This is a genomic window from Pontibacter sp. T17, from assembly GCF_057219875.1.
In genome coordinates, this window is sequence record NZ_JBXVVW010000002.1 from 1153496 (window position 1) to 1165803 (window position 12308).

10 protein-coding genes are annotated in these 12308 nt (G+C 57.5%); 6 read left to right on the forward strand and 4 right to left on the reverse strand.

Features of this window, described 5'->3' with window-relative positions:
- Positions 1-104: 104 nt before the first annotated feature.
- The 4 genes from AC2D8O_RS13090 to AC2D8O_RS13105 all read left to right on the forward strand — a co-directional run bounded on the left by AC2D8O_RS13090 (position 105) and on the right by AC2D8O_RS13105 (position 4364).
- A complete protein-coding gene (locus tag AC2D8O_RS13090) occupies positions 105-1610 on the forward strand; it encodes an NADH-quinone oxidoreductase subunit N (RefSeq protein WP_484679284.1) in 1506 nt (501 codons plus the stop codon).
- A gap of 20 nt (positions 1611-1630) precedes the next feature.
- Positions 1631-2098, forward strand: a complete 468-nt coding sequence (locus AC2D8O_RS13095) for a hypothetical protein (RefSeq protein WP_484679285.1) — start codon at positions 1631-1633, stop codon at positions 2096-2098.
- Between the two features lie 17 nt (positions 2099-2115).
- Complete coding sequence (locus AC2D8O_RS13100; RefSeq protein WP_484679315.1) at positions 2116-3597, forward strand: CCA tRNA nucleotidyltransferase; 1482 nt, start codon at positions 2116-2118, stop codon at positions 3595-3597.
- A gap of 314 nt (positions 3598-3911) precedes the next feature.
- Positions 3912-4364: a hypothetical protein gene (locus tag AC2D8O_RS13105; RefSeq protein WP_484679286.1), complete on the forward strand. Its 453-nt coding sequence runs from the start codon at positions 3912-3914 to the stop codon at positions 4362-4364.
- An 18-nt stretch (positions 4365-4382) separates the two neighbouring features.
- Here the strand turns inward: AC2D8O_RS13105 and AC2D8O_RS13110 are convergent, their stop codons facing one another.
- Complete coding sequence (locus AC2D8O_RS13110) at positions 4383-4520, reverse strand: hypothetical protein (protein WP_484679287.1); 138 nt, start codon at positions 4518-4520, stop codon at positions 4383-4385.
- Between the two features lie 113 nt (positions 4521-4633).
- Entirely contained in the window at positions 4634-6889 is a 2256-nt protein-coding gene (locus tag AC2D8O_RS13115; protein WP_484679288.1) for an aconitate hydratase, read from the reverse strand.
- Between the two features lie 138 nt (positions 6890-7027).
- Between AC2D8O_RS13115 and AC2D8O_RS13120 the strand changes: the two genes are divergently transcribed.
- Both AC2D8O_RS13120 and AC2D8O_RS13125 read left to right on the forward strand, forming a co-directional pair.
- Positions 7028-8641, forward strand: a complete 1614-nt coding sequence (locus AC2D8O_RS13120; protein WP_484679289.1) for an OstA-like protein — start codon at positions 7028-7030, stop codon at positions 8639-8641.
- 99 nt (positions 8642-8740) lie between these two features.
- On the forward strand, positions 8741-9469 hold the full coding sequence (locus AC2D8O_RS13125; protein WP_484679290.1) for an ABC transporter ATP-binding protein: 729 nt from the start codon (positions 8741-8743) through the stop codon (positions 9467-9469).
- Between the two features lie 198 nt (positions 9470-9667).
- Here the strand turns inward: AC2D8O_RS13125 and AC2D8O_RS13130 are convergent, their stop codons facing one another.
- Both AC2D8O_RS13130 and porM read right to left on the reverse strand, forming a co-directional pair.
- Positions 9668-10561 carry a hypothetical protein gene (locus AC2D8O_RS13130; RefSeq protein WP_484679291.1) on the reverse strand — a complete coding sequence of 298 codons (894 nt, stop codon included), beginning with the start codon at positions 10559-10561 and terminating at the stop codon, positions 9668-9670.
- A 9-nt stretch (positions 10562-10570) separates the two neighbouring features.
- Entirely contained in the window at positions 10571-12292 is a 1722-nt protein-coding gene (porM, locus tag AC2D8O_RS13135; protein ID WP_484679292.1) for a type IX secretion system motor protein PorM/GldM, read from the reverse strand.
- Positions 12293-12308: the final 16 nt, after the last annotated feature.

A 12308-nucleotide genomic window follows, 5' to 3' on the forward strand; every position in this document is an offset into this window, starting at 1 on the left:
TTTCCAACCTGCCCTCCAGCAGTTGGAATCTGATGGGCGGGTGCGTAATTTCGACGCGCGAACGGGTGTAAACCGCACCCGCTCCAATGCACTTTGCCCCGCTTATGAGCAACTTCAACACCGCCGATCTGGCCCCCTCAGCTGCCCTGCTGGCGTTGCTGGTGTTTGGTCTGATTCTTATGCTCGCCGACGCGTTCAAGGCGCGCCGCGCGCTCCCTTGGCTCGCAGGTATCGGTCTGCTGACCTCCACCGCCCTGGCCATTCCCGGCTGGCTTCAGTCCGACGCCCTCTCCATCCACTACAGTGGCATGATTGCCTTTGGCGGCATTGCGGCCCTGGTGCACATCTTTCTTTGTGCTGCGGCGTTCTTTGCCCTCTTCTTTATTGAAGACTTCTTCCGTCGGCACCACAAGGACCTTGGCGACGTCTACGCCCTTCTCTTCTTCTCGCTCATCGGCATGATTATGCTTGCCAACGGCAACGATCTCATCATCCTCTTCGTAGGTCTTGAGATTATGTCGGTGGCGCTGTACATCATGGCGGGCCTCTTCAAGCGCGATGTGCGCAGCAACGAAGCTGGCCTCAAGTACTTCCTGCTGGGGGCCTTCAGCTCGGCCTTCCTGCTCTACGGCATTGCCCTCATCTACGGCATGGCTGGCACCACCCGCATGGATGTCATCCAAACCATGAACCTCTCCACTACCGCCCCCTCTGTGCTGTATTATCCTGCACTGGGACTGTTGCTGGTGGGTTTCCTCTTTAAAATCGCTGCGTTCCCCTTCCACAGCTGGACGCCCGACGTATACACCGGCACGCCCACGCCACTGGCAGGCTTCATGGCCAGCGCCAGCAAGATGTCGGCCTTCATTGCGCTGGCGTTCTTCCTGCAGCGCTTCATGCCAACACCCGACCCCAAAATCCTCACGCTGCTCGCAGTGCTGGCCGTGGCGTCCATGGTGTATGGCAACATCGTAGCCAGCCGCCAGACCAACCTCAAGCGCATGCTGGCCTACTCCAGCATTGCCCACACTGGCTACCTCATGCTGGGCCTCTGTGCCGGTCCTGAGGGCTATCAGGCTGTTATCTTCTACATGGTGGTGTACATGCTCATGACCACCGGCGCTTTCGGCATCATTTCCATCGTGGAGAACACCGAGCGCGACGCCGAACTCGAAGCCTGGAAAGGCCTGGGCATGCGCCGTCCCTGGGTAGGCATTGCCATGTCGGTCTTCCTGTTCTCGCTGGCGGGTGTTCCGCCGCTGGCAGGTTTCATGAGCAAGTTCCAGGTGTTCTCTTCGGCTGTACACGCCGAATACACCACGCTGGCTGTCATCGGTATTCTCACTTCGGTTATCGGTGCGTTCTACTACCTCCGTGTCATCGTGGTCATGTTCTTCCAGAAGCCTGAAACCGGTGTGGCCCTCGCTGGCGACATTCAGGGCGAAGGCGCACTGGTAGCCGCACTCAACCGTCAGGTGGGACCCATGGTTGGCGCTGTAGCCCTCATGATCCTCCTGCTCATCCTCGGCATCTGGCCCTCACTGGTAGACAGCTACATGGAAGCCCTGTACGCCAAGGTCAACACTGTAACTGCCGCTGTGGTCCGCTGATCACCCTCGCACACCGTTTCATGACTGGCCCTCCTGTATTGCGCGGCATTCGTGCCATTTACTCCGCAATGCTGGCGGGCCAGCTGCTTTTTGCGCTGGCCGCCATTGCCCTGGTCATCACGGGCCGGTTCATCGCCAACCCCATTGCCCACTACGTCATGCAGTTTGCCGTGCCGGTACTGTCACTGGTGTTTGGCGCTGCGGGGGTAGGCCTCTACTCCTGGCGCATTCGGGCCTCCCGCGACCTCCGCACTCTCAGCTCAAAACTCCAGAGCTATCAGGTGGCATTTGTCATGCGCTGTGCAGTGCTGCAGGGCGTCAATCTCTTTGTGCTCGTAGCCTACATCCAGACGGGCCAGCCTGTCTACTGGGTGTACTACTTCGCTGTCATCCTCGTCTATCTCTACCGGAAGCCCTCGGCCGAGCACGCAGCCCACAGCCTGCATCTCTCTGACACCGAGCGCAACCAGTTGCTTTCTCAATCCTGATTTTGGGCATTTTTGTGGTGAAGGAAACAGCCGTGAACGGGCCCCCTGCTTATCCTGCTGCCCTCTCCGATACACTTTTTGGGCAGCTGCAACAGGCCGCAGAGGCGGTCGGCCAGCCTGCCTATGTCATCGGTGGCTATGTGCGCGACTTCCTGCTGGGCCGCCCCGGCAAGGACGTTGATGTCGTAACCGTAGGCAGTGGCACCCGTCTGGCACGCGAGTTTGCCCGCGTTGCTGGTGCCCCCGATATCGTGGTGTACGAGAACTTCGGCACGGCCCTCGTCCGCACGGCCGACTGGCACGTTGAATTCGTCGGTGCCCGCCGCGAGAGCTATCAGGCCAACTCGCGCAAGCCCTCTGTCGAGAACGGTACCCTGCGCGACGACCAGCTGCGCCGCGACTTCACCATCAACGCCCTGTCCCTCTCTCTCCAGAAGGAAGACTGGGCCACTCTGCACGACCCCTTCGACGGCCTGGGCGACCTCGAGCGCGGCATCCTCCGCACCCCCACCGACCCCGACGTCACCTTCTCCGACGACCCCCTGCGCATGCTCCGCGGCATCCGCTTTGCCACACGCCTCAACTTCCGCATCGCCGACGACACCTACGCCGCCATCGTCCGCAACGCCAGCCGCATCGACATCGTCAGCCCCGAGCGCGTCACCGACGAGCTCAACAAGATGATCCTCACCGATGTGCCCAGCACGGCCTTCAAGCTCATGTTCAACACCGGCCTGCTGCACCGCTTCTTCCCCGAGTTCGTGAAGCTGCATGGCGTGGAGCGCGTCAATGGCCGGGCACACAAAGACAATTTCTACCACACGCTACAGGTACTGGACAACCTGTGTCGCACCACCGGCGACCTCTGGCTGCGCTGGGGGGCTGTTCTCCACGACATCGCCAAGCCTGCCACCAAGCGGTTTGACCCCGTCGTCGGCTGGACCTTCCACGGCCACGAAGACCGCGGCGCACGCATGGTGCCCAAAATCTTCCAGCGCCTGCGCCTGCCTATGGGCGAGCCCATGCGCTACGTCCAGAAGCTGGTGAAGCTGCACCTGCGGCCCATCGCCCTGGTAGACGAAGAAGTGACCGACAGCGCCATCCGCCGCCTCATTGTAGACGCCGGCGACGACCTCGAGGACCTCATGAAGCTCTGCCGCGCCGACATCACCACCCGCGATGCCGACAAGGTGGCCCGCTACCTCCGCAACTTCGACCACGTAGAGGAGCGCATCGCCGAGGTCATCGAGCGCGACAACCTGCGCAACTGGCAGCCGCCCATCACCGGCGAGGTCATCATGCAGACCTTCAACCTGAAGCCCGGCCGTATTGTGGGCGACATCAAGCAGCGTGTCCGCGACGCCATCCTCGACGGTGCGGTGCCCAACGACTACGACGCCGCCTTTGCCTACATGAAGGAAATAGCCGCACCGCTGCTGGCCCAGCAGGCCGAAGGCACCTACGAAGCCCCTGAAGATGACCGTAGCCGAAACCGTTAGCCGGCTGAGGAGCCAGATACTGCAACGCCGTCTCCTGGTGCTGATGCTGGTTTAACCCTCTGGCATTTCAGCACTCCTTAGAGTCACCGCTCATTCCCGAAAGCCCTTTGCCTACGGCCCGGTGATTGCCGCCAATGCCTTCATGCTGGGCATTTCCATCATTCTGGCAGTCGGCCGCTACCCCACCGTTTCGCATGCCAACCGCACCAGCCTGTGCGACTGACCACTGCATCCCTCCCCATTAGTAGGCACCCCTGCCGCACGCGCGTGTTAATGCATTAGCTTGTAGCTGCCTGTCCTATCCTCTCCCTGATATGAAGCTCCAAGAACTGATCAGAGGCCTCCGGTTTCAGTACTACCTGAACCTGGCGTTCATCATTGTCATTTCCATCTTCCCGCCCCTGTTTATTGTCACCAACGGGCTATACAACATCTTCCCGAATGACCAGTGGATACCTGCGGTCATGTTCTCCGGGGGCGCAGTGATGGTCTTTGCCATCGGCCACGCGGTGTACACCTGGCGGTTGAGCCGCGCCCCACGCGAAATCTCCTACGACGCCAAGGCCTTCCGCTACTCCCGCGCCCTCTACAATCAGATGACTACCACCGCCGGTGCCTATGGCTTCGCGCTGATGGGCGCGCTGCTCTCGGGCATGCATTACCTGCCCATTCTGGTGGGGGTAGCCGCGCTGATATGGTTTGCCATGATACGCCCGTCCGAGGCCCACGCCCGGCGCACCGTTTTCGGCGAAGACTTCAAGGACTGACCCCGCGGCCAATGCGCATTAGTGCGTCAGCTCCCAGATGAGCTTCACCAGTATGCCCACCACAAATATCGTGATGGCCAGCAGGTTGGTGCGGCGCATGAACTTCAGGTTGAAACGCGAGCTCGGCGACAGCTTGTCCAGTTCTTCCTTCTTCATTTTCTCTGGTAGGCAAAAAGGTATACAACCTCACAACACAAACATCGGTACAAGCGTGCGCCAAAAACGAAAAGGGGGCTTTAGGGCCCCCTTTTCTGTGCATTCAGCAAAGATTACTTCTGCTTCAGGATGTTCAGGGCCGAGCCAGCCTTGAAGTAGGTGATCTGTGCCTCGTTGTAGGTGTGCTTCAGCGTGATGTTCTCGCTGCTGCCGTCCTTGTGATGAATCACCAGCGTCAGCGGTACACCGGGTTTGAAGTCCGTCAGGCCTACGATATCGAAGGTATCATCCTCCTGGATTTTGTCGTAGTCGGCGGGGTTCTGGAACGTCAGTGCCAACATGCCCTGCTTCTTCAGGTTCGACTCGTGGATACGCGCGAACGACTTCACCACGATGGCACGGATGCCCAGGTGACGCACCTGCATGGCGGCGTGCTCGCGGCTCGAGCCTTCGCCGTAGTTGCTGTCGCCCACTACGATGGAACCGATGCTGGAAGCCTTGTAGGCACGCTGTACGGTGGGCACAGCGCCATACTCGCCGGTCAGCTGGTTCTTCACGCTGTCGGGCTTGCCGTTGAAGAAGTTGATGGCACCGGTCAGGGTGTTGTTGCTGATGTTGTCCAGGTGGCCACGGTACTTCAGCCAGGGGCCGGCCATCGAGATGTGGTCGGTGGTACACTTGCCCTTGGCCTTGATCAGCAGCTTCAGACCCTTGAGGTCGGTGCCTTCCCAGGGCTTGAAGGGGTCGAGCAGTTGCAGGCGGTCCGACTTCGGATCAACAGCCACGCTCAGCGAACGGCCATCGGCAGCGGGTGCCTGGTAGCCAGCGTCTTTCACAGCAAAGCCTTGGGGCGGCAGGTCAATGCCAGCGGGCTCCTTCAGCTTCACCTTCTCGCCCTTGTCGTTGGTCAGGGTGTCGGTCAGCGGGTTGAAGGTCAGGTCGCCGGCAATGGCCAGTGCGGTTACGATTTCGGGGCTTGCCACAAAGCTGTGTGTCAGCGGGTTGCCGTCGTTACGCTTGGCGAAGTTGCGGTTGAAGCTCGTGATGATGCTGTTGGGCTCACCTTCTTTGCGGTGGCGCTTCCACTGGCCAATACAGGGGCCGCAGGCGTTGGCCAGCACCACACCACCCATCTTCTCGAAGGTGGCCAGGATGCCGTCGCGCTCGGCGGTGTAGCGTACCTGCTCAGAGCCAGGGGTGATGGTGAACTCGCTCTTCACCTTCAGGCCATTCTGTACGGCAAACTCAGCAATGCTGGCAGCACGGGTCAGGTCTTCGTACGAACTGTTGGTGCACGAGCCAATAAGGCCTACTTCCAGCACTGCCGGATAACCTTTCTCTTTTACGGCGGCAGCAAACTTGCTGATAGGCCATGCCAGATCGGGGGTGAAGGGGCCGTTTACGTGGGGCTCCAGCTCCGACAGGTTGATTTCCACCACCTTGTCGAAATATTTCTCGGGGTTGGCATACACCTCGGCGTCGCCAGTGAGGTGGGCTGCTACGCCATCGGCCAGGTCGGCAATGTCGGCACGGCCAGTCGAGCGCAGGTACTTGCTCATCGAGGCATCGTAGCCGAAAATGGAGGTCGTAGCGCCGATTTCCGCACCCATGTTACAGATGGTGCCCTTGCCGGTGCAGCTCAGGTTGGTAGCGCCTTCGCCGAAGTATTCCAGAATGGCATCGGTGCCGCCTTCTACGGTGAGGATGCCCGCCACTTTCAGGATGACGTCTTTGGCAGAGGTCCAGCCGCTGAGCTTGCCGGTCAGCTTCACGCCAATCAGCTTGGGGAACTTCAGCTCCCAGCCCATGCCGGTCATTGCATCTACGGCGTCGGCGCCGCCTACACCAATGGCCACCATGCCCAGGCCACCCGCGTTGGGGGTGTGGCTGTCAGTACCAATCATCATGCCGCCGGGGAACGCGTAGTTCTCCAGCACTACCTGGTGAATGATACCCGAACCCGCACGCCAGAAGCCGATACCGTATTTCTTGGAGACACTCGACAGGAAGTCGTACACCTCTTTGTTCTCTTCCACGGCGCGGCCCAGATCTTCATCGGCACCCTTTTCGGCGCGGATCAAGTGGTCGCAGTGTACGGTGGAAGGAACAGCCACGCGGTCGAGGCCAGCCTGCATGAACTGCAGCAGGGCCATCTGCGCCGTAGCGTCCTGCATCGCCACACGGTCGGGCGAGAACTCTACGTAATCGGCACCGCGCTTGAAGTCAGCCAGTGGCTGCTCGCGGAAAAGGTGGGTGTAGAGGATTTTCTCGGTGTGGGTCAGCGGCCGGCCAAGTTTCTGGCGCACAGCGTCCAGCTTCTTCGGCAGCTCGGCGTACACCGACTTGATCATCTCAATGTCGAATGCCATATCTGTAAGTATTGGGTTCGTGGGTAAGACGCCCGTTGGCAGGCGTACAAAGTTAGAGAAAGCAGGCACCCCGACAACGTTTTCGCACGGTTTCCCGTTTCCCTACCCCTGCATTCCCTGGCTGTGTACCTTTGCCTCATGCGTTGGCTCTTGCTGGCTCTTTTCTGCCTGCCCGCGCTGCCCGCCTGGGCACAGGGGCAGCAGGTGCAGATTCTCTATGCCGGGGTGCTGGAAGGCTTCACGACCCCCGATGGCCAAAAGGCCCGTAAGCTCCTGCGCGACGCCGAAAGCCAGGTGCGCATGAAGCAGGACAGCACTCTCATGTTCTGCGACAGCGCCTACCAGTACGAGGCCACCAACCAGGTCGTCTTCTTCTCCCGCGTCAAGCTTATCATGCCCGGTGCCAACAGTACGGCCGTTCTCACCGCCGACCGTATTGACTACGATGGCAACACCCGCATCGCCGAAGTCTACAACAACATCACCCTCGCCGACGAGCAGACTACCCTGCGCACCAACAGGATGACCTATTACCGGGCGCTCAACTTCGGCTTCTACCAGGGCGGCGGCACACTGGTGGACCCCACCTCTACCCTCACGAGTATCGTCGGTTACTACTTCTCCGACCTACGCCGCGCCAGCTTCAAGCTGAAGGTCAAGCAGGTGAGCCCCGACTATACCCTCGTCACCGACACCCTCGACTACCACACCGACACCCGGACAGCCTACTTTCAGGCACCCACCTGGATTCAGGGACAGGGCAAAAAGAAGCGCGACCTCTACACCGAGGGCGGTTGGTACCAAACCGTCGAGCGCCGCAGCCTGTTGTTCAATCATCCCGCCTACCGCGACTCCAGCTACACCCTCGGCGCCGATACCCTGTACTACGACGACGCCATTGACCGCGGATGGGCCTCCTGCGGCGTATATCTCTACAACCGCGACACTACTATCGCCATCTTCGGCGACAGAGCGTTGATTCGCCGCGACGTCAACGAAACCCGCATCACCCAGGACCCCGTGTTGGTGCAGCGCTTCCAAGGTGACACGCTGGCCCTTTACGCCGACACCCTCTATGCCATCGATGACAGTGCCAATGGCAACCGCCGCCTGCGTGCCTATAAAAACGTCCGCTTCGCCATGCGCGAAATGCAGGGCGTAGCCGACTCCATGGAATACGAGCGCATGGATTCCATCCTCACACTGTACCAAAACCCAGTGTTGTGGTCGGGCGTGAACCAGATTACTGGCGACACCATCCGCTTCTGGATGCGCAACAAACAGGCAGACTCGGTCAGCGTTTACGGCGCGCCATTCATCGCAAGCAAAGTCAACGACCGCGATTTCAACCAGATCACGGGGCGCCAGCTGTTCGGCAAAATGCGCAACAACCAGCTCACCTGGCTCAGGGTGCTGGGCAACGCAGAATTCATCTACTTCAGCAAAGACGATGATGATAAGGAGACGGGCATGATCCACTCCTACAGCCGCGAGTTTCTGATGTGGCTCGAAAACAACGATCCACAGCGCATCAAACTGATAGACAAAATCGAAGGGGCCATGCACCCCTTGCACGAAATCTACAATGAACCCAACAAGCTGAAGGGCTTCAAATGGCGCGGAGATGAACGGCCCTATCGCTTCCTGTTACCAGAGCCGGATAGGGACCCCAAACCCCCTAAGAAGAAAAAGAAAGCCCCTCCGGCCCCAGCAAAAGCTGCTACTGGCGCGCCTAGGGTTAACAAACCTTAATGAAAATACAGATCCGTAGTCTGTTCCGTATTTTACAGTGTCTGCGCGTGCAACCCTGAAACGCCATTTCCTCTCTTTGCTCTAAACACACGGCATCTCATGGCCCAAACCATCATACAGCTGGAGAATATCGCCAAAGCCTACAAGATGGGCAGCGAAATCATCCGAGCCCTCCAGGACGTCTCCCTCTCTATTGCCCGTAATGAATACGTGGCCTTCATGGGCCCCTCGGGCTCTGGTAAATCCACGCTGATGAACATCCTCGGCTGTCTGGATTCACCTTCCAGTGGTCAGTACGTTCTCAACGGTACCAACGTCTCCAAGATGGACGACGCCGAACTGGCACACGTACGCAACAAGGAAATCGGCTTCGTCTTCCAGACCTTTAACCTGCTGCCACGCCTCACAGCGCATGAGAATGTAGCGCTACCGCTCATTTATGCTGGCTATTCCAAGAAAGACCGCATGGAAAAAGCAGCCCGGGCGCTGGAAAGCGTAGGTCTCGGGCACCGAATGGACCACAAGCCGAATGAGCTTTCCGGTGGCCAGCGCCAACGTGTTGCCGTTGCCCGTGCCCTCATCAACGATCCGTCCATCATCCTCGCCGACGAACCTACCGGTAACCTGGACACCAAGACCTCCTACGAGATCATGGCCCTGTTCGACGAGCTGCACAAGCGGGGCAACACCATCATCCTGGTAACGCACGAAGAAGATATTGCCAACTATGCCAACCGGGTAGTACGCCTCCGTGACGGCCTTGTAGAAAGTGACAAGATCAACCCGAACCCTAACAAGGCCCAGGCACCTCATGCCTTTCAGGCATAAGAAACCGCATTAGCAAACAGACAGTAGAAAACGGCCGGTGGAAATTCCACTGGCCGTTTTGCTTTGACACCATTTGCCAGCAGTGCGGCTCATACATATTCAAACTAATGTTCCCCTGAGAAAGAGAAGTTCTTCAGCATATAAATGAAAAGAGCTACCGTTACCAGTAGCTCTTTTCGTTTCCTAGCAGGGCGTAAATCAGTAGCTCCACAGGTGGTGCTCAAACTCGATCATCTGTTGACGACGGGTTTCAGCTTCTGCGAGGCTGTTGGAGCCAGCATCAGACAGCTCCACTACGAAGCCGCTGAAGAGGCGCATATCGAGAATTTCCTTCATTGAGCGGTGTTCCGCATCATTGAAACGGTTCTTCCACTGGGTTTGATCGAGCATCTCTTTGATATCACTGAACTTGAAGGCGCAGAGATACTCAGAGGGCAGCTTGCCTTCTGGATCAATCCACATCAGACGGATGTACTTGATCTCGTACACCATATCAGAGCGGACTTTATCGAACACGCGGTCTTCCACGAGCTCAAAAGCAGTTTGTACGGGCGAGAGATCTACCTGGGCAGCAGCGGTAGCAGCTGCGTCACCAGTGGCAGCACCAGCGTCGGCTTCAGAACCGAACTCGTCGCCACCGAAGTCGCCACCGAAATCGTCTTCACCGCCACCAAAGTCACCGAAGTCACCAAGGTCTTCGCCACCTTCAGCGCCAGTACCTTCTCCGCCAGCAGCAGGAGTCTCTACCGCTGCACCAGTACCGTTGAGCTTGGCCAGACGTGCGGCGAATGCAGCATAGTCAAGAGGCTGGTTCAGCGTATCGTACTTGTATGCAACAAACTTATTCGAACGAAACCCTTCGACAATAGCATCAATGATACCCTTGGTACGAGTGCCAAAGCGGCCTTCGCTGGCTTCGTAAGATTTACCAGTAACAGCCACAAAAGGCTGATTGATCTTCTCACGGGTATCGATGCGCACTACAACGCGCTTGCGCCAGAAGTGATCGTCGATGCGAGGAGAGATCTGCTGGGCTGCCGCCATAGAAGCAACACCCACAGTCAGAGTCAATATGAAAAGAAGCTTCTTCATGGTAGCAGGTTACTTGACAATAGCTGACAGAGTGAGTTCGCGAACCGTAAACTTCTCTTCAACCGGTGTGTTCTTGTAGTTGATACGGTTGATCTTCTCAATCTGGAAATAGATCTTGTTACCAACCGGGATGTTGCCAGGTACCTTAACCTGTACACTGGCGTAAATGCCACGGTACGGTCCAGAAGTCTGGGCAGGGCCAACAGGAGAGGGAGGCGACAGCGGCGAACCAGCCTTGATCACCATACCTACAATCTGGTAGCGGGCATCCTTATCCATGGCACGGAAGAAGTTGGCATCAGGGATACAACGAACTTCAATCGAGGAGCCACGGGCAATAGGAGATGCACCATCCCACTGAGCGCCGTTAACATACAGTACTACAGTAGGTTTCGGCGGAGGAATAACCTTGTAATCAACCGTGCCTACCTGCACCAATTGACCGTTCGTCAGGGACGACACCATCAGGCGTGCGCCACGAGGATCAGTAGGTACGATGCGGAAAGACTTACGGTTAGAAGGCGTGGGAATTACTTCACCTGCATTGATGCCGATCTTGGGATTGTAGTAGTCGCCAAGAGCAGGAACGTCAATGTTTACAGGGTTGGCACAGGCCAGATAAAGAATCTGAACTGCATCAGAAGTAATCACAATCTCAGGCTTGCGAACCTTGAACTTCTTGTTGATGGTCAGTTTCTTGATCTCACCAGAAGAGTTCGGTACTTCAATAGTAGCGCTGTACGACTGCTCACCTTCGTATTTGCCCTTAGGAATCACAGCACCACTGGCCATGATTTTCAGGATAGCCGATTGACCATCGGGAGCAACCGAGATAGAGCCACCACCTGCGAGGAAGCGGGGCTTAGCCTGCTTCGAAGAGGCAGTAACAAACAGCTTGGTTTCGAAAGGAAGACCAGCAGCTACTACCTGTGATACCGGAGCATCCATAGCAACCAGCGAGTCGATCTTAAACTCGATTTCTCCCAGCTTGCTGCGGAGCATCCCAAGTACTTCAGCTTCGACTACACGAATGTCGTTCTTGAACTTCTCCAGCATGGCCACGTTGGCAACAACCGGAGGCTTGTGGAAGATGTAGTACTCCCAGGTCTTGTTCTTGGCATTCGAGTTGGCCGGAATGGAAGGATCTTCAGCAGGATCCAGCGCGATGTGCGTGAAACCCTTACCGAGGAGAGCCTTCTGGCCCTTGTTATTGGTCTCGTAGAACTTATTGGCCCAGTCGATGTACTCGCGGAGCTTGTCCTTCAAGTCACGGGCGTAGCCACTGCCCCGGCCACCGTTGTCTGTATCACGGGCGCCGTCAGCAGCACCGATCATCCAGTAACGATAGTTCTTTTCTGTATTATCCTTGTTCTTGATGCCACCGGTCTCAGGATCGGTGTCAGCAATCTCAGGCTTGCCGAGGTCCTTGATGCGCTCGTCGATGTAAGCAATCAGATCGTTGGTACGCTTGATTACCTCATCTACCTGCGCAGGAATACTGGCGTTCTTGGAGTTACCTGTCTTCACCTCCTTGTCAACCGAGGCCTTGATGTCGCCACCAAGGTTGCGGTTCTTTTCAGCCAGCTTGTCAGCAGAGCTGTGCAGCGAGCCGGAGATCAATTCAAAACTCTTGAGAATATCTGCCGAAACGTTGAGCGCGAGAAGGGCTGTCAACACGAGATACATCATGTTGATCATCTTCTGACGCGGTGTTAGCTTACCACCTGCCATACTGCGTTGTGATTAA

Coding starts and splice junctions, on each gene's coding strand:
- AC2D8O_RS13090 (WP_484679284.1), top strand. CDS start 105: ATGAGCAACTTCAACACCGCCGATCTGGCCCCCTCAGCTGCCCTGCTG.
- AC2D8O_RS13095 (WP_484679285.1), top strand. CDS start 1,631: ATGACTGGCCCTCCTGTATTGCGCGGCATTCGTGCCATTTACTCCGCA.
- AC2D8O_RS13105 (WP_484679286.1), top strand. CDS start 3,912: ATGAAGCTCCAAGAACTGATCAGAGGCCTCCGGTTTCAGTACTACCTG.
- AC2D8O_RS13110 (WP_484679287.1), bottom strand. CDS start 4,520: ATGAAGAAGGAAGAACTGGACAAGCTGTCGCCGAGCTCGCGTTTCAAC.
- AC2D8O_RS13115 (WP_484679288.1), bottom strand. CDS start 6,889: ATGGCATTCGACATTGAGATGATCAAGTCGGTGTACGCCGAGCTGCCG.
- AC2D8O_RS13120 (WP_484679289.1), top strand. CDS start 7,028: ATGCGTTGGCTCTTGCTGGCTCTTTTCTGCCTGCCCGCGCTGCCCGCC.
- AC2D8O_RS13125 (WP_484679290.1), top strand. CDS start 8,741: ATGGCCCAAACCATCATACAGCTGGAGAATATCGCCAAAGCCTACAAG.
- AC2D8O_RS13130 (WP_484679291.1), bottom strand. CDS start 10,561: ATGAAGAAGCTTCTTTTCATATTGACTCTGACTGTGGGTGTTGCTTCT.
- porM (WP_484679292.1), bottom strand. CDS start 12,292: ATGGCAGGTGGTAAGCTAACACCGCGTCAGAAGATGATCAACATGATG.